We start from the raw sequence: 23804 nt of genomic DNA on the forward strand, positions 1-23804 counted from the left end.
GGCAGCCCGCCGCGGTCTTTGTGCACACCGGTGAGGGGTGTGTCCGCGCCGCACGGTGGACGCGCGGCCGTCACCCGGCGCTGTCGGCGCCAGGGCCTAGGGTGGGCACGAGCAGGCCACAGCAGGAGTCCACCCCCGGGAGGTCACCATGGCGGGAACCGAGCACGTCAACCGGCACCAGGACGACGTACCGGGCGACGAGCCCGAGGCCCCCACGCCCGCGGCGCCGTCGGCCCAGGCGCGGGACGCGGAGGTCGACGCGCTGCTGGAGGAGATCGACGACGTCCTCGAGTCCAACGCCGAGCAGTTCGTCCGCGGGTTCGTGCAGAAGGGTGGTCAGTGAGCACCGACGCCCATCCGGCCGGGCGCCTGCCGGCAGCCTTCACCACGCCGGGGACCTCGTCCTTCGTCGAGTTCCTCGGCGGGTACGCCCCGCAGCTGCTGCCTGCCTCCCGAGCGGTCGAGGCGGGCGCTCCCGCGGCCGTCCTGAACGCACCGCACGGCACCACCATCGTCGCCCTGGTCTTCGACGGCGGGGTCGTGCTCGCGGGCGACCGGCGAGCGACCATGGGATCGATGATCGCCAGCCGGCACATCGAGAAGGTCTTCCCGGCAGACGACTACTCCGCGGTAGGCATCGCCGGCACGGCGGGCCTGGCGGTCGAGCTGGTGCGGCTGTTCCAGCTGGAGCTCGAGCACTACGAGAAGATCGAGGGCTCGCTCCTGTCGCTGGACGGCAAGGCGAACCGGCTCGCCACGATCATCCGGGGACAGCTCCCGATGGCGCTGCAAGGGCTCGCCGTCGTGCCCCTCTTCGCCGGTTTCGACCTCGACCGAGGCGTCGGACGGATCTTCTCCTACGACGTGACGGGCGGTCGGTACGAGGAGCAGGAGCACCACGCCGTCGGGTCCGGCTCCGTCTTCGCACGTGGCTCGCTGAAGAAGCGGTGGCGCTCCGGCATGACGGCGGTCGAGGCGGTGCGCGTCGCCGTGGAGGCCCTTGTCGACGCGGCGGACGACGACTCGGCGACGGGCGGCCCGGACAGCGACCGCGGGATCTACCCCGTCGTCGCGACGGTCACCGAGGCCGGCTACCTGCGGGTGCCCGACCCGGAGCTGGCGGCGGCGACGGACGAGGTCCGCGCGGCTCGGCGCGAGGGACGAGGAGGGCCGGCACGATGAGCATGCCCTTCTACGTCTCGCCCGAGCAGCTGATGAAGGACCGCGCGGACTACGCCCGCAAGGGCATCGCGCGGGGGCGGTCGGTCGTGGTGCTGCAGTACGACGACGGTGTCGCCTTCGCGACGGAGAACCCGTCCCGCGCGCTGCACAAGGTCTCGGAGATCTACGACCGGATCGCGTTCGCCGCCGTCGGCAAGTACAACGAGTTCGAGAACCTGCGGGTGGCCGGCGTGCGGTACGCGGACCTCCGCGGGTACTCCTACGACCGCGTCGACGTCACGGCGCGGGGCCTCGCGAACGCCTACGCGCAGACGCTCGGAACGGTCTTCACCACCGAGTCGAAGCCGCTCGAGGTCGAGCTCGTCGTCGTCGAGGTCGGTCGCGAGCCGGCGGGGGACCAGATCTACCGCCTCAGCTACGACGGATCGGTCGCCGACGAGCACGGCTGGGTGGCGATGGGCGGGCAGTCGGACCGGCTGGCGGCGATCATCGGTGAGCACTGGCGGCCCGGCATGAGCCTCGCCGAGGTCCTCGAGCTCGGCGTCCGTGCCCTCGGCGCGCCGGCAGAGGACGGTGCAGCGCCTCGGGCCCTCGGCGCGTCGAGCCTCGAGGTCGCGGTGCTCGACCGCACGCGACCGCGGCGCGCCTTCCGTCGCCTGACGGGGGCGCTGCTGGAGGACGTCCTGGGCACCGGACCGACCGAGGCGCCCCGGCCGGGGCCGGGCTCGGCCGAGCCCGGCGGGGACGAGCATCCGCCTGGTCCGGAGGACGGACCGAGCGCCGAGCAGCCGGAGGACTCCGCTCGCTGAGCGGCACGAGCAGTCCGGACCCGACGAAGGGAGGAGCCGCCGTGGACCGACGGATCTTCGGCCTGGAGACCGAGTACGGCGTCACCTGCGCCGCGGTGGACGGGCGCGGCCTCTCGGCGGACGAGGTGGCGCGCTACCTGTTCCGCAAGGTGGTGGCGTGGGGCCGCTCCTCCAACGTGTTCCTGCGCAACGGGTCGCGGCTCTACCTCGACGTCGGCTCCCACCCGGAGTACGCGACGGCGGAGTGCGACGACTGGCGGCAGCTGGTCACCCACGACCGGGCTGGCGAGCGGATCCTCGAAGGACTGGTGCAGGACGCCCAGCAGCGGCTGGAGCACGAGGGTCTGCCCGGCAGCATCCACCTGTTCAAGAACAACACCGACTCCGCGGGCAACTCGTACGGCTGCCACGAGAACTACCTGGTGCGTCGGCAGGGCGACTTCGCCCGCCTCTCCGACGTGCTGGTGCCGTTCCTGATCACGCGGCAGATCCTCACCGGCGCCGGCAAGGTGCTGGCGACCCCACGGGGAGCGGTGTACTGCCTCTCGCAGCGCGCTGACCACATCTGGGAAGCGGTCTCCAGTGCGACGACCCGGTCCCGGCCCATCATCAACACGCGCGACGAGCCGCATGCGGACGCGGAGCACTTCCGCCGCCTGCACGTGATCGTCGGGGACTCGTCGATGGCCGAGACGACGACGATGCTCAAGGTCGGTGCCACCGACATGCTGCTGCGTCTGGTCGAGGCCGGTGTCCCCATCCGGGACATGGCGCTGGAGAACCCCATCCGGGCCATCCGCGAGATCAGCCACGACATGACGGGGCGGCACCCCATCACGCTGGCGTCCGGTCGGACCGTGACGGCGATCGACCTGCAGGAGGAGTACCTCGCCCGGGTGGCGGACTTCGTCGGCTCGGAGGTCGGCCCGTCGCCGGAGACGAAGCAGGTCCTGGACCTGTGGGAGCGGGGCCTGCGGGCGCTGCGCACCGGGGACCTGTCCCTGGTCGACCGTGAGCTGGACTGGGCGATCAAGTACCGCATGATCGAGCGGTACCGCGCCAAGCACGGCCTGGAGCTGTCAGACGTGCGGGTGCAGCGCCTCGACCTCGCCTACCACGACATCTCTCGCACCGAGGGCCTGTACAACCTGCTCGCCGCCCGTGGCCTCGTCGAGCGGGTGACCACCGACGTGGAGGTGTTCGAGGCGACCGAGCAGCCGCCGCAGACGACGCGGGCCAAGCTGCGCGGCGACTTCGTGCGGGCGGCCCAGGATGCTCGGCGTGACTACACGGTGGACTGGGTGCATCTGAAGCTGAACGACCAGGCGCAGCGGACGGTCCTGTGCAAGGACCCGTTCCGGAGCGTCGACGAGCGGGTGGACCGGCTCATCGAGTCGATGTGAGGACCCGTACAGTGGACGGCCGGGCCGCGAGGTGGCCGTTGTCCGCACGGTGGACGAAGGAGGGACGAGGTGCGCCTGCGCGCTGCGCTGCTCGCGCTCCTCGCGCTGCTGCTCACGGCCTGCGCCGGACCGGCGTCGTCGGCGCCTGAGGTCTCCGTCTCCGGTGAGCCGGGCAGCAAGCCGATCCTCACCTACGTCGCCCCGCTCGATCCGGGACGGACCTACCGGTCCACCATCTGGCCCGGCACGGGGCCTGAGCTGCGCGACGGTGAGCCGGTGCTGCTGAACTACTGGGTGGAGAACGCCCGGACGGCCACCGTCGTCGCAGAGAGCTACTCGGCGAGCCCCGTGACGCGCGAGCTGACCCCTGCCGCGCTCGGCGCGGACCTGTACCGGACGCTGTCCGGCGCCCACATCGGCGCCCGGCTGCTCCAGGTGAGCCCGCCGGGGACCGGGGCCGGGAACGACGTGCCCACCGTCACCGTGGTCGACGTCCTGCCGCTTCGCGCCACCGGCCAGCACGTCGACCCGCCGCAGGGTCTTCCCACCGTGAAGCTCGCCGCGGACGGTGCGCCGACGCTGACGCCGACCGGGACGGACCCGCCCACCTCGCTGGTCGCCCAGCCGCTGATCCGTGGCTCCGGTCGCCAGGTGACGCGGAGCGACACGGTGACGGTCCAGTACGTCGGCTTCTCCTGGAAGACGGGCGAGGCGTTCGACTCCACCTGGAGCCGTGGCTCGCCGTCGTCGTTCTCTCTCGTGGACGTCCCCGCGTGGGCCGACGGCCTGGCCGACCAGCCGGTCGGCTCGCAGCTGCTGCTCGTGGTCCCGCCGACGTACGCCCTGGGTGCGACGCAGAGCCAGGAGCTGTCCGGGCAGACCGTCGTGTTCGTCGTCGACATCCTGGCGGTCGCCGCCGGAGGGACCTCATGAGCCTCGCCCTGCGTGTCATCCCGTGCCTCGACGTGGACGCCGGCCGCGTCGTCAAGGGCGTGAACTTCGAGAACCTCCGCGATGCCGGCGACCCGGTGGAGCTCGCGCGTCGTTACGACGCGGAGGGTGCCGACGAGGTCACGTTCCTCGACGTGTCCGCGTCGTCCGCCGGACGGGAGACGACGTACGACGTGGTGCGGCGCACCGCCGAGCAGGTGTTCGTGCCGCTGACCGTGGGCGGCGGCGTGCGCTCGGCGGAGGACGTGGACCGGCTGCTCCGGGCCGGTGCCGACAAGGTGGGCGTCAACACCGCGGCGATCGCCCGGCCCGAGCTCATCGCGGAGATCGCGCAGCGCTTCGGCTCGCAGGTCCTCGTCCTGTCCGTCGACGCCCGCCGTTGCACCGGCGAGACCCGGACATCGTCGGGCTACGAAGTGACCACCCACGGCGGTCGGCGTGGAACGGGGATCGACGCCGTGGAGTGGGCCGCCCGTGCCGCCGAGCTCGGCGCCGGAGAGATCCTGCTCAACTCGATGGACGCGGACGGCACGGAGGCCGGGTTCGACCTCCAGATGCTGACCGATGTGCGTGCAGCGGTCAGCGTGCCGCTGATCGCGAGCGGCGGGGCCGGCACGCCGGCGCACTTCGTCGAGGCGGCGCGGGCGGGCGCTGACGCGGTGCTCGCGGCGAGCGTCTTCCACTTCGGGCAGCTGACGGTCCGCCAGGTCAAGGACGCGCTGCGCGCCGCGGGGGTCACGGTCCGCTGAGGAGGGCACCCGCACCCGGGTGCTGCCGATGGACCGGGACCCGGCTGCCCGGCGTCGCCGTGGCAGGATCCTGGGGTGCCCGCTGAGCCCTTCGCCGCCCCGGCCGTCCCTGGTTCCACCGGTCTCGACCCGGCCGTCTCGGCGCGCCTCGCGCACGACGCGGCAGGTCTGGTCGCCGCCGTCATCCAGCAGCACGACACGCACGAGGTGCTGATGCTGGGGTGGATGGACGACGAGGCGCTGCACCGGACGCTCACCACGGGACGCGTCACGTTCTGGAGCCGTTCCAGGCGTGAGTACTGGCGCAAGGGCGACACGTCCGGCCACGTCCAGCTGGTCCGTTCGGTCGACCTCGACTGCGACGGTGACGCCGTGCTGGTGCAGGTCGAGCAGGTCGGCGCCGCGTGCCACACCGGGGCTCGTTCGTGCTTCGACGCCGGCGGTCCGCTCCCCGCCGTGGTGGGCGAATGAGCGCGCCCGACCCGGCCGTCCCGGGGGGGACAGCGGCGGTCGACGCCGTCGAGGTCCCGTGGGGGTCCACCTGGCCGACGCTGGACGGGTTCCGTGAGCTGGCGCGGGACAACCGCGTGATCCCGGTGGTCCGGAGGCTGCTGGCCGACGCGACGACGCCTGTGGGCCTCTACCGCGCGCTGGCGGGCGGGCGTCCGGGAACGTTCGTGCTGGAGTCGGCCGAGGCGGACGGCACCTGGGGGCGGTGGTCGTTCGTCGGCGTGCGGTCGCGCGCCAGCCTCGGGGTGGTGGACGGCCGTGCCGTCTGGTCGGGCGACGTACCGGTCGGCGTGCCGCGGGACGGGGACGTCCTGGAGGTGCTGGGCGCGACGCTCGAGGTGCTGCGGACGCCGCCCGTACCGGGTCTTCCGCCCCTGACGGGCGGCCTCGTGGGTGCGCTGGGGTGGGACGTCGTGCGCCACTGGGAGCCGACCCTGCCGGCGAAGGCGCCCGACGAGCTCGGGGTCCCGGAGGTGACCCTGCTGCTCGCCACCGACCTGGCAGCGGTCGACCACCAGGACGGTTCGGTCTGGCTGGTGGCCAACGCGATCAACTTCGACGCGACGGACGACCGCGTCGACGAGGCCTACACCGACGCGGTCGCCCGGCTCGAGGCGATGCAGGCCGGCCTGGTGGGAGCCGCGGAGCCCGCCGTCGCGGTGCTCGACCCGTCGCTGCCCGAGCCCGAGCTCCGCTTTCGCACCAGCCGCCTGGACTTCGAGGCGGCGGTCCGCACGGGGAAGGACGCCATCAGGGACGGTGAGGTGTTCCAGGTCGTGCTGTCGCAGCGCCTCGACCTCGACTGCCCGGCCGACCCGCTCGACGTCTATCGCGTGCTGCGGACCGTGAACCCGAGCCCTTACATGTATTACCTGCAGCTCCAGGACCCTCGCGGCGAGGACTTCGCCGTCGTGGGCTCCAGCCCGGAGACGCTGGTCAAGGTGACCGACGGCCAGGTGGTCACCTTCCCGATCGCCGGGTCGCGTCCGCGAGGGCGGACCCCGGACGAGGACAGGGCCCTGGCGGACGAGGTCCTCGCGGACCCGAAGGAGCGGGCCGAGCACATCATGCTGGTCGACCTGGCGCGCAACGATCTCGCGAAGGTGTGCGAGCCGACGTCCGTCGACGTGGTGGAGTTCATGTCGGTGCGCCGGTACTCGCACATCATGCACATCTGCTCGACGGTGGTCGGCAGCCTCCGGGCCGGGGCGACGGCGTTGCAGACGTTCGTCGCGACCTTCCCCGCCGGCACCCTCTCCGGCGCGCCGAAGCCCCGTGCCATCGCGCTGATCGACGCCGTGGAACCCGCCCGCCGGGGGATCTACGGCGGCACGGTGGGCTACTTCGACTTCGCCGGAGACATGGACATGGCGATCGCGATCCGTACCGCTCTCCTGCGGGGCGGCACCGCGAGCGTCCAGGCCGGAGCGGGCATCGTGGCGGACTCGGTCCCGGAGGTCGAGTACGCCGAGACCCGCGCCAAGGCTGCCGCCGCAGTCCGAGCGGTGCAGATCGCGGCACGGCTACGTCCGGCGCAACGGTGACCGCCCGCGCGGGACGCGGACGGTGGGTGGTCGTCCTGCTGCTCCTCGCCGTCGTCGTCTGGGCCGTCGCCGTCCCCACGTGGGTGAGCGCCGCCGGAACGTCCGTGCTGACCGGGACCGTGCAGGTGCACGTCCCCGGTACGAGGGCCGCACCGGGGATGGTGGGCGCTGCGCTAGCCCTGGCGGCCGCCGGTGCGGCGCTCGCGCTGGCCGGTCGGGTCGGTCGGTGGGTCGTGATGGCGGTCGTGCTGCTGTGCGGTGTCGTGGTCGCCTGGTCGGCCGTCGCGCTGCTGGCGGACCCCGGGCCCGTCGCTCGCCAGGCGGTCGCGGCTGCGACCGGCGTGGACCACCTCGTCGGGACGCCGCGGACGACGGCCGCCCCGTGGGCCGCGATGCTCGTCGCGGCCATCGTGGTCGTGTGCGGTGCCGCCCTGGGCCGCGCTTCGGCCCGATGGTCCGTGACCAGCGGGCGCCACGAGCCCGCACCTGCCCGTGCAGCGACGGAACGCGACGTCGCGACGATGCCCCCCGAGGCTCGGGCTGTCGTCGGACAGAGCCAGGACCCGACGTCTGCGCGCACCGCCACGGCAGCGCCGGAGCGCGCGCTGCCACCGTCGCAGCCGGCTCCCGGCGAACGGTCCGACGCGCCCGGCGCGCGGTCGGACGAGCCCGACGAGCGAGCCGACTGGGATGCTCTGACCCGCGGGGAGGACCCGACGTGATCGCCGCCGGCTCCGCCGGTGGGCCTCTCAGCTCTCCGCTACTGTGTCCGACAGCCGAGCACGAAGGGTACGAACCGATGGCAGACCAGCCTCTCGCCGACCAGCCGAGCGACCGCATGCTCGGCGCCGGCCGCACCGAGGCGGTCCACCTGCCACCGGCGGCGGCGCCCCGCAACCACGGCCGCACGGTCGCGGCGTGGACGACGACGCTGATCGTGGTGGTGGGTGCCGTGGTGGCAGGCCTTGGAGTCGCTCTCGCGGAGCCGTGGCTGGCGTGGGTCGGCGGCGGGGTGGTCCTCGCCGGGCTGATCGTCGGCAAGGTGCTCCAGGTGATGGGCCTGGGCCAGCCGGGTAGTGCCCGGGCCCGCGGCGGCCGCTGAGCCACCGCATCGGTGCAGCGGCCGGGGAACGTCCGGCCGAGGACGACCAGGAGGACGAATGTCCAGCCCCGAGGGACCCGACGGCGGCGCCGGTTCCGACCAGCCGCCCGTAGTGCCGGCGCAGCCGCAGGCACCCGCCTACGGAGCCCAGCCCCCCGAGGGCCCGGCGCAGCCCCATCCCGGGTCGCCGGCCGCGCACCCCGGTCAGCATGCGCCGGGGTACCCCGGCGCAGCTCCGACGGGGGCGGACGCCCCCTACGGTGGCGGCTACCCTGCCCCGGGTCAGACCTACGGCACCGAGCCCTACGGGAGCCAGCCCTACGGGAGCCAGCCTTACGGGGCCCAGCCGCAGGCAGCCCAGCCGTACGCGGGCCAGCCGTACGGTTCGGCGCCCTACGGCGCCCCCTACCCGGGATACCCGGGATACGGCCAGGTGTACCCGCGCAACGACCTGGGGATCTGGTCGCTGGTCCTCGCGCTGGCGGGGATCGTCCTCGGCTTCACGCTGCTGACCGGCATCCCCGCCGTGATCGTCGGCAGGCGAGCCCGGCAGGCGGTGGCTCGCGGTGAGGCGAACAACGACGGGATCGCCGTCGCCGGCATCGTGATCGGCTGGATCGCCACGGCACTCGGGGCGCTCCTCGCCATCCTGTTCATCGGGGCGATCGTCTTCGGCATCTTCGCCTCGACGTCCGGTCGCACGTACTGACGACGTATCCGGCGCGCGGAGACTGACCCGGCTCACCGGCCACCCGGCCGCACCGCCGTGGTCGGTGCGGGCGGCCCGGCGCCTCGAGGCAATCGGGTGGTACGCACCGTTCCATCCCATGACTCGCGGACGGTCCCCCGGCGGGCCGCCTTTACGATGGCCGCAACCGGACGGACCGGGCGGGAGGGGTGGGGGCCATGACCGTGCTGGACGACATCGTCGCCGGTGTCCGCCAGGACCTGGCCGAGCGCCAGGCGCTGACGTCGCTGGACGAGCTCAAGGAGCGGGCGCAGCGTCGGCCCTCAGCCCTCGAGTGCGTCTCTCGGCTGAAGGTCGAGGACGCCGTCACGGTCATCGCCGAGGTGAAGCGCTCGAGCCCGAGCAAGGGTGCGCTCGCCAGCATCGACGACCCGGCAGCCCTGGCCGCCGAGTACGAGAAGGGGGGAGCCGCCGCGATCTCGGTGCTGACCGAGCAGCGGCGCTTCCGGGGCTCGTTGGCGGACCTGGACTCGGTGCGGGCACGGGTGGACATCCCCGTGCTGCGCAAGGACTTCATCGTCACGCCGTACCAGGTGTGGGAGGCGCGGGCGCACGGCGCCGACCTGCTGCTGCTCATCGTGGCCGCGCTGGAGCAGACGGTGCTCGAGTCGCTGATCGACCGGGTGCACTCGTTGGGCATGACGGCGCTGGTCGAGGTGCACGACTCCGAGGAGGCGCGCCGCGCGGTCGACGCCGGCGCCCGCGTGGTCGGCGTGAACGCGCGGGACCTGCGGTCCCTCGAGGTGGACCGCGGCACGTTCGCGCGGGTGGCCCCGAGCATCCCGAACCACGTCGTCAAGGTCGCCGAGTCCGGGGTCCGCGGACCGCACGACGTGATGGACTACGCGCGAGCGGGCGCCGACGTCGTGCTGGTGGGGGAGGCCCTGGTCACGGACGACGCTCCCCGCCGGTCGGTGGCGGACCTCGTCGCGGCCGGTGCCCACCCCTCCCTGCGGGCGGTCCGGCAGTGAGCCCGTCCAGCGGCGGCCGTCCGGTTCCGTCGGACGCCCACGGCCCCGCGACCACGGGGCCGTTGTCCACGCACCAGGGACCGTACTTCGGTCAGTTCGGCGGCCGCTTCGTCCCGGAGGCGCTGATCGCGGCGCTCGACGAGCTGGACACCGCCTACCACAAGGCGCAGGCGGACCCGGCGTTCGGCGCCGCGCTGGCGCGGCTGCACCGCACCTACACCGGGCGGCCGAGCCCCCTCACGGAGGTCGAGCGGTTCGCCCGGCACGTGGGCGGCGGGGCGCGGGTGTTCCTGAAGCGGGAGGACCTCAACCACACGGGGTCCCACAAGATCAACAACGTGCTCGGGCAGGCCCTGCTGGTGAAGCGGATGGGCAAGACCCGGGTGATCGCGGAGACCGGTGCGGGCCAGCACGGCGTCGCCACGGCGACCGCAGCAGCGCTGATGGACCTCGAGTGCACGGTCTACATGGGCGAGGAGGACACCCGCCGGCAGGCGCTGAACGTCGCACGGATGCGCCTGCTCGGGGCGGAGGTCGTGCCGGTCCGCCAGGGCAGCCGCACCTTGAAGGACGCGATCAACGAGGCGCTGCGGGACTGGGTCACCAACGTCGAGACGACCCACTACCTGCTCGGCACGGTGACGGGCCCGCACCCTTTCCCCGAGATGGTGCGCGACTTCCACAAGATCATCGGCGAGGAGGCGCGCGCCCAGCTGTTCGACGAGATCGGGCGGCTGCCGGACGCGGTCGCCGCGTGCGTCGGCGGGGGGTCCAACGCGATGGGCATCTTCAACGCGTTCCTCGACGAGCCCTCCGTGCGGCTGTTCGGCTTCGAGGCCGGCGGTCACGGGATCTCCTCCGGCGAGCACGCCGCCCGGTTCTCCGGTGGTGAGCCCGGCGTGCTGCAGGGCGCGAGGTCGTACCTGCTGCAGGACGACGACGGTCAGACGCGCCCCAGCCACTCCGTCTCGGCGGGGCTGGACTACCCGAGCGTCGGCCCGGAGCACGCGTGGTTGCACGACATCGGGCGGGCCGAGTACCGGCCGGTGGACGACGACCAGGCCATGGAGGCGTTCCGGCTGCTGTGCCGCACCGAGGGCATCATCCCGGCGATCGAGTCGGCGCACGCGTTGGCGGGTGCCCTGCAGCTGGGGCGGGAGCTCGGGCAGTGGGGCGTCGAGGAGCCGGTGCTGCTGGTGAACCTCTCGGGGCGTGGGGACAAGGACGTGGCGACGGCGGGTGCATGGTTCGGCCTGCTGGACGAGGAGCCCACGGTGCTGGCGGACCAGGGAGAGCAGCTGTGACCAGCACGGACGTCGTCTCGTCGACCGGATCCCTGCTCGACGCGTTGGCGGAGCGCGAGAACCGCGCGGCGCTGGTCGGCTACCTGCCGGTCGGCTACCCGAGCGTGCCGGCGTCGGTCGACGCGGTGCGGACGATGGTCGACGCCGGCGTGGACGTCGTCGAGCTGGGCATGCCCTACTCCGACCCGGTGATGGACGGACCGGTGATCCAGCACGCGGTCGAGGCCGCCCTCGCCCGCGGCACGCGCGTGCGCGACACGCTGCTGGCGGTGGAGCAGGTCGCTGGTCGGGGCGCCCCGATCCTCGTCATGACGTACTGGAACCTCGTGCTGCGGTACGGCGTGGAGGCCTACGCGCGTGATCTGGCCGCCGCCGGCGGTGCCGGCCTGATCACCCCCGACCTCATCCCGGACGAGGCCGCAGAGTGGATCGCGGCGTCGGACCGCCACGGGCTCGACAGGGTGTTCCTCGTGGCACCCAGCTCGACCCCGGAGCGCCTCGCGCTGACCGCCGCGTCGTCTCGCGGGTTCGTCTACGCAGCCTCGACGATGGGTGTGACGGGGGAGCGGTCGACGGTCGGCTCGCGGGCGCAGCAGCTGGTCTCGGACACCCGCGCGGCCGGCGCTCGCCACGTGTGCGTGGGCCTCGGCGTCTCCCGTCCGGAGCAGGCGGCCGAGGTCGGCGCCTACGCGGACGGTGTCATCGTCGGCTCGGCGCTCGTCCGCGCCCTGGTCGACGCACCCGACGAGCGGGCCGGGCTCGCGGCGCTGACCGCGGTCACGCAGAGCCTGGCGGCAGGTGTGCGGAGCGCGAGATGACGCTCGCCGCGTTGACGGCGGCGATCCCCAGCCCGTCGCGCGGCGTGTGGCACCTCGGACCGCTGCCTCTGCGCGCGTACGCGTTCGCGATCCTGCTCGGGATCGTCGCCGGAGTGGTGATCACCCGACGTCGCTGGGTGGAGCGCGGTGGTGACGGCGACACCGCCCTCGAGATCGTCTACTGGGCGGTCCCGTTCGGGATCGTCGGAGGTCGGCTGTACCACGTGATCAGCTCTCCCGACGCCTACTTCGGACGTGGGGGAGACCCGGTCCGTGCCCTCTTCGTCTGGGAGGGCGGGCTGGGCATCTGGGGGGCTGTCGCGCTGGGTGCACTCGGTGCGTGGATCGGCGCCCACCGGCAGGGGGTCCGGCTCGCGCCGTTCGCCGACGCGCTGGCGCCCGGGCTGCTCGTCGCTCAGGCGATCGGCCGGCTCGGCAACTGGTTCAACCAGGAGCTCTTCGGCGGCCCGACGACACTGCCCTGGGGCCTGCGCGTCGACGACGCGCACCTGCCGGCCGGCTACGCGTCCGGGACGCTCTTCCACCCGACCTTCCTGTACGAGGTGATCTGGAACCTGCTGGCTGCGGCTCTCCTCGTCTGGTTGGACCGGCGCTACCGGTTCGGCCACGGGCGTGCGTTCTGGCTCTACGTCGCGCTGTACTGCGCGGGCCGGCTGTGGATCGAGATGCTGCGGATCGACCCGGCGCACCACGTCCTGGGCCTGCGGCTCAACGTCTGGACGGCCATCGTGGTCGGTCTCGGTGCGCTGGTAGCGTTCACCGTGGTCGGCCGCCGGCACCCCGGGCGCGACACGACCCTCCTGCTGGCCTCACCGGTGCGGCAGGACGACGAGAGGAACGCGTCGGACCCGACGCGGTGACCGCACCGCACCGTGGGACCACGCCTTGGTGTGCGATGCGGCCCCGGTACGACCGGTTGGTAGTGTCACCCCACGCATGCGGGCCAACGACGTCCCACACGCACCAGCTGTACGTGCGACCTTGTGAGGACGGTTTGATGTCGACATCGCACGTGACCCCAGGGAGCCTGCGGGCGCCCCTGGCCCACGGGCTGTACGACCCCGACGCCGAGCGCGACGCCTGCGGGTTCGCGTTCGTCGCCACGCTGCGCGGCACGCCGGGGCGCGACATCGTCGACGCCGGGCTCACCGCGCTGCTCAACCTCGACCACCGCGGTGCGGTAGGCGCCGAGGAGGACAGCGGCGACGGCGCGGGCATCCTCACGCAGATCCCCGACGCGTTCCTGCGGGACGTGGTGGACGCCGAGCTGCCGCCGGCCGGTCACTACGCGATCGGTCTCGCGTTCCTGCCCGTCGACGCCGACGAGCGCGAGCGTGTCGTCGCAGCGGTGGAGTCGATCGCGGCGGAGGAGAAGCTCGACGTGCTCGCGTGGCGCGACATCGTGGTCACCGCCGACCTCGTCGGCCCCACGGCGCGTGCCTCGATGCCCGTGTTCCGTCAGCTCGTCGTCGCGGACCCCGCGCGTGAGCTCTCCGGGATCGACCTCGACCGCCGCACGTTCCGCCTGCGCCGGCGTGCCGAGCGCGAGGCCGGTCTCTACTTCGCCTCGCTGTCCGCCCGCACGCTGACGTACAAGGGCATGCTGACCACCGGGCAGCTGGAGCCGTTCTTCGCGGACCTGTCGGACCCGCGGTACGCCTCGGAGATCGTGCTCGTCCACTCGCGCTTCTCCACCAACACGTTCCCGTCCTGGGAGCTCGCGCAGCCGTTCCGGATGATCGCCCACAACGGTGAGATCAACACGGTGCGCGGCAACCGGAACTGGGTGGCCGCCCGCGAGGGGATGATGCACAGCGACCTGCTGGGCGACCTCGCGCCGCTGCTGCCGGTGTGCACGCCCGGTGGTTCCGACTCCGGCAGCTTCGACGAGGTGCTGGAGCTGCTGCACCTCGCCGGACGGTCCCTGCCGCACGCGATGATGATGATGATCCCGGAGGCGTGGGAGAACCACGCCCAGATGGATCCTGAGCGGCGGGCGTTCTACGCCTACCACTCCACGCTGATCGAGCCGTGGGACGGCCCGGCGGCGATGACCTTCACCGACGGCACGCTCATCGGGTCCATGCAGGACCGCAACGGTCTGCGTCCCGGGCGGTACTGGGTCACGGAGGACGGTCTGGTCGTGTGCGCCAGCGAGGCCGGCGTGCTCGACCTCGACCCTGCGACGGTCGTCGCCAAGGGGCGTCTCGAGCCCGGGAAGATGTTCCTGGTCGACACCCGCCGTGGCCGGATCGTGGCGGACGAGGTGATCAAGGGCGAGCTGGCGGCCCAGCGGCCCTACGCCGAGTGGATGCGGGACAACGCGGTCCACCTCGAGCAGCTGCCGGAGCGCGAGCACGTTGCCCACTCGACCGCCTCCGTGCGGCGTCGGCAGCGGACCTTCGGGTACACCGAGGAAGAGCTGAAGATCATCCTGGCGCCGATGGGCACCAACGCCGCCGAGCCGCTCGGGGCGATGGGGTCTGACACGCCGGTCGCGGTGCTGTCGTCCCGTCCGCGGCTGCTGTTCGACTACTTCACGCAGATGTTCGCCCAGGTGACCAACCCGCCGCTGGACGCGATCCGCGAGGAGCTGGTCACGGCCATCGGTGGGGCCATCGGTCCGGAGCCGAACCTGCTGACCGACGGACCGGAGCACGCGCGCAAGCTGGTGCTGCCGTTCCCCGTGATCGACAACGACCAGCTCGCCAAGATCGTGCACGTCGCACGGCAGCCGGACCTCGGCTTCCGGGCCACGACGATCCGCGGCCTGTACCGGGTCGACGGCGGCGGTGCCGCGCTGCAGGCGCGGCTGGAGGAGATCTTCGCCGAGGTCGACGCGGCGATCGCCGACGGCGTGAGCTTCCTCGTGCTGTCCGACCGCAACTCGGACGCGGACCACGCGCCGATCCCCTCGCTCCTGCTCCTCTCGGCGGTGCACCACCACACGCTGCGCCGGCACACCCGCACGCAGATCTCGCTGGTCGTCGAGGCCGGTGACGTCCGCGAGGTGCACCACGTGGCGCTGCTGATCGGGTACGGCGCCGCTGCGGTGAACCCGTACCTCGCGATGGAGACCGTCGAGGACATGGCGCGCCGCGGCTACCTGCCGGGCGTCGCCCCGGAGAAGGCCGTCGCCAACCTGATCAAGGCGCTGGGCAAGGGCGTGCTGAAGGTGATGTCCAAGATGGGCATCTCCACGATGGCGTCCTACCGCGGCGCGCAGGTGTTCGAGGCGATCGGCCTGTCCCACGCGCTGGTCGAGCGGTACTTCACCGGCACGACCAGCCGGCTGGACGGCGTCGGGCTCGACGTGATCGCGGCGGAGGTCGCTGCGCGGCACGCCGACGCCTACCCGGCGTCGGGCAACCGGCAGCCGCACCAGTCCCTGGCGGTGGGTGGCGAGTACCAGTGGCGCCGCGGTGGTGAGGAGCACCTGTTCGACCCCGAGACGGTGTTCCGCCTGCAGCACTCGACGCGTACGCGTCAGTACGACGTGTTCCGTCAGTACACCCAGCGGGTCGACGACCAGTCATCGCGGCTGATGACGCTGCGCGGCCTCCTGCGGTTCAAGGACGGCGTGCGCCAGCCGGTGCCGATCGACGAGGTCGAGTCCGTCGAGTCGATCATCAAGCGGTTCTCGACCGGAGCGATGTCCTACGGCTCCATCTCGGCAGAGGCGCACGAGACCCTCGCCGTGGCGATGAATCACCTCGGCGCCCGCTCCAACACGGGCGAGGGTGGCGAGGACCCGGAGCGTCTGCACGACCCGGAGCGCCGCTCCCGGATCAAGCAGGTCGCGTCCGGCCGGTTCGGCGTGACGAGCGAGTACCTGACCTTCGCCGACGACCTGCAGATCAAGCTCGCCCAGGGCGCCAAGCCCGGTGAGGGTGGTCAGCTGCCGGGCCACAAGGTCTACCCGTGGGTCGCCCAGACGCGGCACTCGACACCCGGCGTCGGCCTGATCTCGCCTCCCCCGCACCACGACATCTACTCGATCGAGGATCTCAAGCAGCTGATCCACGACCTGAAGAACGCCAACCCGAAGGCCCGCGTTCACACCAAGCTCGTCAGCGAGTTCGGTGTCGGCACGGTCGCGGCCGGGTGCGCGAAGGCGCACGCGGACGTGGTGCTCATCTCCGGTCACGACGGCGGCACGGGTGCGAGCCCGCTGACGTCGCTCAAGCACGCGGGTACCCCGTGGGAGATCGGCCTGGCGGAGACCCAGCAGACGCTGGTGCTGAACGACCTGCGCGACCGCGTCGTCGTCCAGGTGGACGGTCAGCTGAAGACGGGTCGCGACGTGGTGATCGGCGCCCTGCTCGGTGCCGAGGAGTTCGGTTTCGCCACCGCGCCGCTGGTCGTCTCGGGCTGCGTCATGATGCGGGTCTGCCACCTCGACACCTGCCCGGTCGGCGTCGCCACGCAGAACCCCGAGCTGCGGGCCCGGTTCACGGGCAAGCCCGAGTTCGTCGAGACCTTCTTCGAGTACATCGCCCAGGAGGTGCGCGAGCACCTCGCGTCGATCGGCTTCCGGTCGATCGAGGAGGCGGTGGGCCACGTCGAGCTGCTCGACACCGCGGCGGCGGTCGACCACTGGAAGGCCGCCGGGCTGGACCTCGGCCCGGTGCTGGCGGTGCCGGAGCCGAAGCCGGGTTCCTCGCTGCACCACGTCAAGGACCAGGACCACGGCCTGGAGCGGGCGCTGGACAACCAGCTGATCGCGATGGCAGCCGAGGCCCTCGACCACGGTGAGCCCGTCCGCATCGCCCTGCCCGTCCGCAACGTCAACCGCACCGTCGGCACGCTGCTCGGTCACGAGGTGACCCGGCGGTACAGCGGTGCCGGCCTGCCGGACGACACGATCGACGTGACGCTGACCGGGTCGGCCGGTCAGTCCTTCGGCGCGTTCCTGCCCAAGGGCGTGACCCTGCGCCTGTTCGGCGACGCGAACGACTACGTCGGGAAGGGCCTGTCGGGCGGTCGCCTCGTCGTCCGGCCGCACCGCAGCTCGGTGCTGTCTGGCCGGAACAACGTCGTCGCCGGCAACGTCATCGGGTACGGCGCGACGTCGGGCGAGGCCTTCCTGCGCGGGCTGGTGGGGGAGCGCTTCGGTGTGCGCAACTCCGGCGCGACGCTCGTCGTCGAAGGGGTGGGCGACCACGCCTGCGAGTACATGACGGGCGGAACCGTCGTCGTGCTCGGTCCGACGGGGCGCAACCTCGCGGCCGGCATGTCGGGCGGCACGGCGTACGTCCTGGACCTGCAGCCGGCGCTGGTCAACACGCAGGCGGTCGCCAGCGGTGAGCTCGCGCTCCAGCCGCTGGACGACGCGGACGTCGTGCTGGTCACGGGCCTGCTGCGCCGGCACCTCGACGAGACCGGTTCGCCCGTGGCGGCGCAGCTGCTCGAGGACCCCGAGGCGGTGCGCGCACGGTTCACCCGACTGCTGCCGACCGAGTACGCACGCGTCCGCGAAGCCCTGTCCAAGGCCGCCGCCGAAGGGCTCGACCCCACGGCGCCGGGTGTGTGGGAGCGGATCCTGGAGGTGGCGCATGGCTGACCCGCGCGGCTTCCTCAAGGTGCGCGACCGCCAGCTGCCGCCGAACCGGCCGGTCGAGGTCCGCATCCAGGACTGGAAGGACGTCCACGAGCAGCTGCCGGAGGGTCAGCCGTTCCTGCGCGCCCAGGCGGGTCGCTGCATGGACTGCGGCATCCCGTTCTGCCACAACGGCTGCCCGCTGGGGAACCTGATCCCCGAGTGGAACGACCTGGTCTGGCGCGGGCAGTGGGCGGACGCGATCGAGCGCCTGCACGCGACGAACAACTTCCCGGAGTTCACCGGCCGCATCTGCCCGGCGCCCTGCGAGTCGTCCTGCGTGCTCGGCATCAGCCAGCCGCCGGTCACCATCAAGAACGTCGAGGTGTCGATCATCGACGAGGCGTTCGAGCGCGGGTACGTCACCCCGCAGGTGCCGCAGCGCCTCACCGGTCACACGGTCGCGGTGGTCGGCTCCGGGCCGGCCGGCCTCGCCGCGGCCCAGCAGCTGACGCGTGCCGGCCACACGGTAGCGGTGTACGAGCGTGACGACGCGATCGGCGGCCTGCTGCGCTACGGGGTGCCGGACTTCAAGCTCGAGAAGCGCCACATCGACCGCCGGCTCACGCAGATGACGGCGGAGGGCACCCGCTTCCGGCCCAACGTCGAGATCGGTCGCGACATCACCTGGGACGACCTGCGGGCCCGGTACGACGCGGTGGTCGTGGCCACGGGTGCGACGGTGCCCCGCGACCTGCCGCTGCCGGGCCGTGAGCTCGACGGCATCCACGTCGCGATGGACTACCTGCACCAGGCCAACGTCGTGGCCGCGGGTGGGACCGTGCCGGACCAGATCACCGCCGAGGGCAAGCACGTGGTGATCATCGGCGGCGGCGACACCGGCTCCGACTGCCTGGGTACGGCGCTGCGGCAGGGTGCCGCCTCCGTCACGACGCTCGCGATCGGCAAGCGCCCGCCGTCGCACCGGACCGCGGACCAGCCGTGGCCGACCGACCCCGTGCTGTTCGAGGTGTCGTCCTCGCACGAGGAGGGTGGCGAGCGCGCGTACCTCGCGTCGACCGTCGCCTTCATCGGCGGCGAGGGCGACGACGCCGGCGCCGTCCGTCACCTGCGCCTGGCGCGCACCGAGTACCTGCCGGACGGGACCCGGGCCCCGACCCCGGGTACGGAGCAGGACGTGCCGGCGGACCTGGTGCTGATCTGCATGGGCTTCTCCGGTCCCGAGACGAGTGCGCTGGTCGACCAGATCGGCGTCCGGGTGACCCGGCGGTCCACCATCCAGCGCTCGGCCGACTTCGCCGTCGGGCTGCCGGGCGTGTTCGTCGCGGGCGACGCCGGCCGTGGTCAGTCGCTCGTGGTGTGGGCGATCGCCGAGGGTCGAGCCGCGGCGGCCTCGGTCGACGCCTACCTCAACGGCCTGTCGGAGCTGCCAGCACCGATCGATGCCAGCACCCAGGCGCTGCGTCCCTGACCAGCAGACGAACGCCGCACGACCAGCACGTGACACATCACACCCGTGACCGCGGATAACCCCTGCCCACGAGGCGGGGCCAGGACGTTCGGCTGCGGCCCGAAAACCGAGAGGGAATAGGCTCGAACCATGCGTAGAGCGAAGATCGTCTGCACCATCGGCCCCGCGACGGAGTCGCCCGAGCAGATCCAGGCACTGGTCGACGCAGGTATGGACGTGGCGCGACTGAACCGCAGCCACGGTGAGACCGAGGTGCACCAGCGCGTCTACAACAACGTGCGCGCCGCGGCGAAGGCGTCGGGCCGCTCCGTCGCCGTCCTGGTCGACCTGCAGGGCCCCAAGATCCGCCTCGGCCGGTTCATCGAGGGGAAGCACTTCCTCGAGGTCGGTGACGTCTTCACCATCACCACCGAGGACGTCGAGGGCACCAAGGACCTCGTGTCCACCACCTTCAAGGGCCTGCCGGGCGACGTGAAGCCGGGCGACCCGATCCTCATCGACGACGGCAAGGTGCTGGTCCGCGTCACCGAGGTGGACGGCCCCCGTGTGGTCACGCGCGTCGAGGTGCCGGGCCCGGTGTCCAACAACAAGGGCCTCAACCTGCCGGGCGTCGCGGTGTCCGTCCCCGCGCTGAGCGACAAGGACGAGGAAGACCTGCGCTGGGCCGTCCGCGTCGGTGCCGACCTCATCGCCCTCTCGTTCGTCCGCAACGCGCGTGACTACGACGACGTGCGCCGGATCATGGAGGAGGAGGGCCGGGTCGTCCCGGTCATCGCCAAGATCGAGAAGCCGCAGGCCGTCGAGAACCTCAACGAGATCGTGCAGACGTTCGACGGCATCATGGTCGCCCGCGGCGACCTCGGCGTCGAGCTGCCGCTCGAGCAGGTGCCGCTGGTCCAGAAGCGGGCCGTCGAGCTGGCCCGCCGCAACGCCAAGCCGGTCATCGTCGCCACGCAGGTGCTCGAGTCGATGATCACCAGCCCCCGGCCGACCCGTGCCGAGGCCTCCGACTGCGCCAACGCGGTCCTCGACGGTGCCGACGCGGTGATGCTGTCCGGCGAGACGAGCGTCGGCGACTACCCGATCGAGGCGGTCCGCACCATGGCCCGCATCATCGAGGTGACCGAGGAGCTGGGTCGCGAGCGCATCGCACCGCTCGGCTCGACCCCGCAGACCCGTGGTGGTGCCATCACGCGTGCGGCCGCCGAGGTGGGCGACGCGCTCGGGGTGAAGTACCTGGTCACGTTCACGCAGTCCGGTGACTCCGCACGTCGGATGTCGCGCCTGCGGTCGGCGATCCCGCTGCTCGCGTTCACCCCGCTGGAGGCGGTCCGGAACGTGCTGTCGCTCAGCTGGGGCGTGCAGACGTATCTCGTGCCGAAGGTCGAGAGCACGGACGTGATGGTCTACCAGGTGGACCAGACGTTGCGCGCCCAGGGCCTGGCCGAGATCGGCGACGTGGTCGTGGTCGTGGCGGGTACCCCGGTCGGCGTGACGGGGTCCACCAACTCCGTGGTGGTGCACCGCATCGGTGGCGAGGAGCCGGAGCGCCTGCGCGTCCTGTGACGTCGGCGTCGCTCGACGCCCCCGCAGCAACCAGAAGAGCTCGCCGCGCGGCCCCGGACGGGGCTCGTGCGGCGAGCTCTTCTGGTTCAGCGCCCGCTGAGGGCGACCGGGCGGTGGGCGTCGATCGACACGCAGTACTCGCAGCGCGGACGTTCGTCCGTGCCCAGCTGCTTGTTCCACCAGGGGATCTCGCGACCCGCAGGGCACTCGTCGTCGTCGTGGAAGACCTGGGGGTCGGACGGGTGTGCCGAGTGGTACGCCTTGACCTTCATCGCGCCGGCCTCCTTGCCGTCGAGACGTCTGACCTGCACGGCCAGTGGATGGGACGACGTTAGGGCCCCCTGACGGGCGGGGCTGAGACTTAGGGCCCTGGTCCGGTGGACGGCCGGCACGGCGGTGGTCGGGTCGCCGCACAGCCTGCGCGCCGACAGGATCTCGGCATGAGCGGCGACGATCGGACGGGAGAGCGCGGGTGAACGACATCGACGTGCGAGACGCGATGGCGGATCAGCGGTACGAGGCGCGGCAGGGAGAGACGGTCGTCGGGGTGCTCCTGTACGAGCGGGACGGTGACGTGATCACCTTCACCCACACCGAGGTGGAGCCGCGGGCCGAGGGCACCGGTGTGGGGTCGACCCTGGCCCGCCGTGCCCTGGACGATGCCCGGGCCTCGGGACGGCGGGTGGTTCCGGCATGCCCCTTCGTCAAGGCGTGGATCGACCGGCATCGCGAGTACGTGGACCTGGTGCAGCCCTCGGGCCCGGTGCGATGACCTCGGGGCGCGGCGTCGCCCGTCAGTCCCGGACGGCGAACGTGGCGTGCAGCAGGTCGCGGTCCCGTGAGGACGGGCCGACGAGCAGCTCGAACTCGCCGGGCTCGACGACCCGCGTCGCGTCCGCGTCGACCAACGTGCAGTCCCGTACGGGCAGCTCGAGCTCGACGACCCGTCGCTCACCGGGTGCCAGCGCCACCTGCCGGTAGGCCTTGAGCTCCTTCTGTGCCCAGGTCACCGACGTGACGACGTCGTGCAGGTAGACCTGGACGGTCTCGAGGACGGGGCGGCCCCCGGTGTTCGTGACGGTGACGCGCGCTCGCACGGCGTCGTCCCGGCCGACCACGGGCGTGGAGACGACGAGGTCGTCGTACGCCACGCTCGTGTAGCTGAGGCCCTCGCCGAACGTGAAGGCGGGGTCCTGGGTCAGGTCGGCGTACCGCGTGCCGTGCTGGCCGGGCAGCTGGTTGTAGTACGTGGGTTGCTGGCCGACGTGCCGGGCGAACGAGATCGGCAGCCGGCCGCTCGGCTCCACCAGGCCGAGCAGCAGCTCGGCGATCGCCCGTCCGCCGCGCATGCCGGGGTTGGCCGCCCACACGAGCCCGGCGGCCTCCAGGGCGGACGGCGGCAGGACCAGCGGCTTCGAGGCGACGAGGACGACGACCATCGGTGTGCCCGTCGCCGCGAGGGCGTCGAGCAGGGCGATCTGCCCGCCGACCAGCTCGAGGGTGGCCGTGGAGCGGCCCTCGCCGACCAGCTCGATCCGGTCGCCGACCACGGCGACGACCACGTCGGCGTCTCGGGCCGCCTGGACCGCCTCGGCGATCAGCGTGTCGTCGGGCGGGCAGGGCACCGCGACCGCCGGACGCGGCTGACCGTCGGGGAAGAAGGCACCCTCCGGGTCCGGGCCGACGGTGACGACGTCCGCACCCCGGGCGTGCGTCACGGTCCAGCTGCCCGGCGCGTGCGCGCGCAGGCCGTCGAGCACCGTGGTCGTCAGGTGCCGCGGGTGGCCGTCGGGCAGCCAGTCCGCCTGGCCGGACGCCCCGGCCCAGTCGCCGAGCTGCGCGTGCTGGTCGTCGGCGTTGGGGCCCACGACCGCGACGCGGTACGGGCGGTCGGTGGGGTCCGCGGCGCGTCCGGTCGCGTCGGCGGTGAACCCACCGGCCAGCGGCAGCGTGCCGTCGTTGCGGAGCAGCACCAGCGACCGGCGGGCCGTCTCGAGGTTGACGGCGGCGTGCTCGGGTGCACCCACGACGGCGCGCTGGCGTGCGGGCTCGGGGCGGCGCGGGTCCTCGAAGAGGCCGAGCTCGAACTTCAGCGTGAGGATGCGACCGACCGCTGCATCGATCTCGCTCTCGGCGAGCAGGCCTCGGGCCACCGCGTCCTGGGCGCCGGCGAAGAACTGCGGCGTCGTCATCACCATGTCGTTGCCCGCCCGGACCGCCCTGGCCGCGGCGTGGGTGTGGTCCGGCTCGATCCGCTGCTCCCACACCATGCGGCCGACGTTGTCCCAGTCGGTGACCAGCGTGCCCGTGTACCCCCACTCGCCGCGGAGGACCTCGTCCAGCAGCCAGTGGTTGACGGTGATCGGGACGCCGTCGGTGGACTGGTAGCCGAGCATGAACGTGCGGCAACCCTCACGTGCCACGCGTTCGAACGGCGGCAGGAACCAGGACCGCAGCTTGCGGCGGGAGATGTCGGCCTCGCTGGCGTCCCGCCCGCCCTGCGTCTCCGAGTAGCCGGCGAAGTGCTTGGCGGTGGCGAGGATCGCGGTCGGGTCGGTGAGGCCGTCGCCCTGGTAGCCGCGGACCATGGCCGAGGCGAGCTCGCCGATGAGGAAGGGGTCCTCGCCGAACGTCTCGTCGACGCGACCCCAGCGCAGGTCCCGCGCGATGCACAGCACCGGGGAGAACGTCCAGTGGATGCCGGTGGCGGCGACCTCCACGGCCGTCGCTCGCGCCGCTCGCTCGAGGAGGTCGGGGTCCCAGGTGGCCGCCATGCCGAGCTGGGTGGGGAAGATCGTCGCGCCCTCGAAGAACGAGTGCCCGTGGATGCAGTCCTCGGCGACCAGGAGCGGGATGCGCAGCCGCGTCCCGTCGGTGAGGTCGTGGGCCTGCAGCACGTTGTCGGGGGAGGCGTGCAGGATCGAGCCGACGTGGAAGTCCCTGACGAGCGGCTCGACGCCGTCCTTGGCGTTGAGCTGCAGCATCTGCCCGACCTTCTCGGGCAGCGTCATCCGGGCGAGCAGGTCGGCCACCCGGGCGGGGACTTCCAGGCTGGGGTCCTGGTAGGGCAGGAGCGCGGTCACGACGACGGGTCC

21 protein-coding genes are annotated in these 23804 nt (G+C 72.5%); 19 read left to right on the plus strand and 2 right to left on the minus strand.

Annotation, left to right across the window (positions count from 1 at the left end):
* Positions 1–148 precede the first annotated feature (148 nt).
* The 18 genes from QMF98_RS07590 (at position 149) to pyk (ending at position 20709) form a co-directional block, all read left to right on the plus strand.
* Positions 149–343: a ubiquitin-like protein Pup gene (locus QMF98_RS07590; RefSeq protein WP_263730398.1), complete on the plus strand. Its 195-nt coding sequence runs from the start codon at positions 149–151 to the stop codon at positions 341–343.
* The gene (gene prcB, locus QMF98_RS07595) at positions 340–1182 is read left to right on the plus strand and encodes a proteasome subunit beta (protein WP_337975372.1); all 843 of its coding nucleotides are present in this window, start codon (positions 340–342) and stop codon (positions 1180–1182) included. Before QMF98_RS07590 ends, prcB begins: the two co-directional genes overlap by 4 nt.
* Positions 1179–1991, plus strand: a complete 813-nt coding sequence (gene prcA, locus QMF98_RS07600) for a proteasome subunit alpha (RefSeq protein ID WP_337975373.1) — start codon at positions 1179–1181, stop codon at positions 1989–1991. The genes prcB and prcA overlap by 4 nt, the downstream gene beginning before the upstream one ends.
* A 41-nt stretch (positions 1992–2032) precedes the next feature.
* On the plus strand, positions 2033–3394 hold the full coding sequence (gene pafA / locus QMF98_RS07605; protein WP_337975374.1) for a Pup--protein ligase: 1362 nt from the start codon (positions 2033–2035) through the stop codon (positions 3392–3394).
* Between the two features lie 69 nt (positions 3395–3463).
* Positions 3464–4327: an FKBP-type peptidyl-prolyl cis-trans isomerase gene (locus tag QMF98_RS07610; protein WP_337975375.1), complete on the plus strand. Its 864-nt coding sequence runs from the start codon at positions 3464–3466 to the stop codon at positions 4325–4327.
* A complete protein-coding gene (gene hisF / locus QMF98_RS07615; RefSeq protein WP_337975376.1) occupies positions 4324–5094 on the plus strand; it encodes an imidazole glycerol phosphate synthase subunit HisF in 771 nt (256 codons plus the stop codon). Before QMF98_RS07610 ends, hisF begins: the two co-directional genes overlap by 4 nt.
* A gap of 75 nt (positions 5095–5169) precedes the next feature.
* Positions 5170–5565 (plus strand): phosphoribosyl-AMP cyclohydrolase, encoded by a 396-nt coding sequence (gene hisI, locus QMF98_RS07620; RefSeq protein WP_291762659.1) that lies wholly within the window; start codon positions 5170–5172, stop codon positions 5563–5565.
* Complete coding sequence (locus QMF98_RS07625) at positions 5562–7148, plus strand: anthranilate synthase component I (protein WP_337975377.1); 1587 nt, start codon at positions 5562–5564, stop codon at positions 7146–7148. The genes hisI and QMF98_RS07625 overlap by 4 nt, the downstream gene beginning before the upstream one ends.
* Positions 7149–7174: 26 nt before the next feature.
* Positions 7175–7870, plus strand: a complete 696-nt coding sequence (locus tag QMF98_RS07630; protein ID WP_337975378.1) for a Trp biosynthesis-associated membrane protein — start codon at positions 7175–7177, stop codon at positions 7868–7870.
* Positions 7871–7947: 77 nt separating this feature from the next.
* Entirely contained in the window at positions 7948–8250 is a 303-nt protein-coding gene (locus QMF98_RS07635; RefSeq protein ID WP_337975379.1) for an HGxxPAAW family protein, read from the plus strand.
* A gap of 58 nt (positions 8251–8308) precedes the next feature.
* Complete coding sequence (locus QMF98_RS07640) at positions 8309–8959, plus strand: DUF4190 domain-containing protein (protein ID WP_337975380.1); 651 nt, start codon at positions 8309–8311, stop codon at positions 8957–8959.
* A 197-nt stretch (positions 8960–9156) separates the two neighbouring features.
* Complete coding sequence (gene trpC / locus QMF98_RS07645) at positions 9157–9969, plus strand: indole-3-glycerol phosphate synthase TrpC (protein ID WP_337975381.1); 813 nt, start codon at positions 9157–9159, stop codon at positions 9967–9969.
* A 62-nt stretch (positions 9970–10031) separates the two neighbouring features.
* Positions 10032–11273 (plus strand): tryptophan synthase subunit beta, encoded by a 1242-nt coding sequence (trpB, locus tag QMF98_RS07650; RefSeq protein ID WP_337975382.1) that lies wholly within the window; start codon positions 10032–10034, stop codon positions 11271–11273.
* Positions 11270–12091, plus strand: coding sequence for a tryptophan synthase subunit alpha (gene trpA, locus QMF98_RS07655; RefSeq protein WP_337975383.1), 822 nt, complete (start codon positions 11270–11272; stop codon positions 12089–12091). Before trpB ends, trpA begins: the two co-directional genes overlap by 4 nt.
* Positions 12088–12972, plus strand: a complete 885-nt coding sequence (gene lgt / locus QMF98_RS07660) for a prolipoprotein diacylglyceryl transferase (RefSeq protein ID WP_337975384.1) — start codon at positions 12088–12090, stop codon at positions 12970–12972. The genes trpA and lgt overlap by 4 nt, the downstream gene beginning before the upstream one ends.
* Positions 12973–13109: 137 nt before the next feature.
* A complete protein-coding gene (gltB, locus tag QMF98_RS07665; protein WP_337975385.1) occupies positions 13110–17675 on the plus strand; it encodes a glutamate synthase large subunit in 4566 nt (1521 codons plus the stop codon).
* Positions 17668–19143: a glutamate synthase subunit beta gene (locus tag QMF98_RS07670; protein WP_337975386.1), complete on the plus strand. Its 1476-nt coding sequence runs from the start codon at positions 17668–17670 to the stop codon at positions 19141–19143. The genes gltB and QMF98_RS07670 overlap by 8 nt, the downstream gene beginning before the upstream one ends.
* Before the next feature lie 129 nt (positions 19144–19272).
* Positions 19273–20709: a pyruvate kinase gene (pyk, locus tag QMF98_RS07675; RefSeq protein ID WP_337975387.1), complete on the plus strand. Its 1437-nt coding sequence runs from the start codon at positions 19273–19275 to the stop codon at positions 20707–20709.
* An 86-nt stretch (positions 20710–20795) separates the two neighbouring features.
* Here pyk and QMF98_RS07680 read toward each other — a convergent pair whose 3' ends face one another.
* Positions 20796–21020 carry a hypothetical protein gene (locus QMF98_RS07680; protein ID WP_263730414.1) on the minus strand — a complete coding sequence of 75 codons (225 nt, stop codon included), beginning with the start codon at positions 21018–21020 and terminating at the stop codon, positions 20796–20798.
* A gap of 161 nt (positions 21021–21181) precedes the next feature.
* Here QMF98_RS07680 and QMF98_RS07685 point away from each other — a divergent pair, with 161 nt between their 5' ends.
* Positions 21182–21481 (plus strand): GNAT family N-acetyltransferase, encoded by a 300-nt coding sequence (locus QMF98_RS07685; RefSeq protein ID WP_337975388.1) that lies wholly within the window; start codon positions 21182–21184, stop codon positions 21479–21481.
* A gap of 22 nt (positions 21482–21503) precedes the next feature.
* On the opposite strand, the gene QMF98_RS07690 is transcribed toward QMF98_RS07685, so the two are convergent.
* Positions 21504–23792, minus strand: coding sequence for an exo-beta-d-1,3/1,6-glucosidase (locus QMF98_RS07690; protein WP_337975389.1), 2289 nt, complete (start codon positions 23790–23792; stop codon positions 21504–21506).
* Positions 23793–23804: the final 12 nt, after the last annotated feature.

This window comes from Cellulomonas sp. NTE-D12, from assembly GCF_027923705.1.
Lineage (GTDB): Bacteria > Actinomycetota > Actinomycetes > Actinomycetales > Cellulomonadaceae > Cellulomonas.

Bases quoted from the DNA above. Each gene is read 5' to 3' on its own strand.
- hisF (WP_337975376.1), top strand. From the start codon at position 4,324: ATGAGCCTCGCCCTGCGTGTCATCCCGTGCCTCGACGTGGACGCCGGC.
- QMF98_RS07640 (WP_337975380.1), top strand. From the start codon at position 8,309: ATGTCCAGCCCCGAGGGACCCGACGGCGGCGCCGGTTCCGACCAGCCG.
- prcA (WP_337975373.1), top strand. From the start codon at position 1,179: ATGAGCATGCCCTTCTACGTCTCGCCCGAGCAGCTGATGAAGGACCGC.
- trpC (WP_337975381.1), top strand. From the start codon at position 9,157: ATGACCGTGCTGGACGACATCGTCGCCGGTGTCCGCCAGGACCTGGCC.
- QMF98_RS07670 (WP_337975386.1), top strand. From the start codon at position 17,668: ATGGCTGACCCGCGCGGCTTCCTCAAGGTGCGCGACCGCCAGCTGCCG.
- pyk (WP_337975387.1), top strand. From the start codon at position 19,273: ATGCGTAGAGCGAAGATCGTCTGCACCATCGGCCCCGCGACGGAGTCG.
- QMF98_RS07625 (WP_337975377.1), top strand. From the start codon at position 5,562: ATGAGCGCGCCCGACCCGGCCGTCCCGGGGGGGACAGCGGCGGTCGAC.
- QMF98_RS07635 (WP_337975379.1), top strand. From the start codon at position 7,948: ATGGCAGACCAGCCTCTCGCCGACCAGCCGAGCGACCGCATGCTCGGC.
- QMF98_RS07590 (WP_263730398.1), top strand. From the start codon at position 149: ATGGCGGGAACCGAGCACGTCAACCGGCACCAGGACGACGTACCGGGC.
- gltB (WP_337975385.1), top strand. From the start codon at position 13,110: ATGTCGACATCGCACGTGACCCCAGGGAGCCTGCGGGCGCCCCTGGCC.
- lgt (WP_337975384.1), top strand. From the start codon at position 12,088: ATGACGCTCGCCGCGTTGACGGCGGCGATCCCCAGCCCGTCGCGCGGC.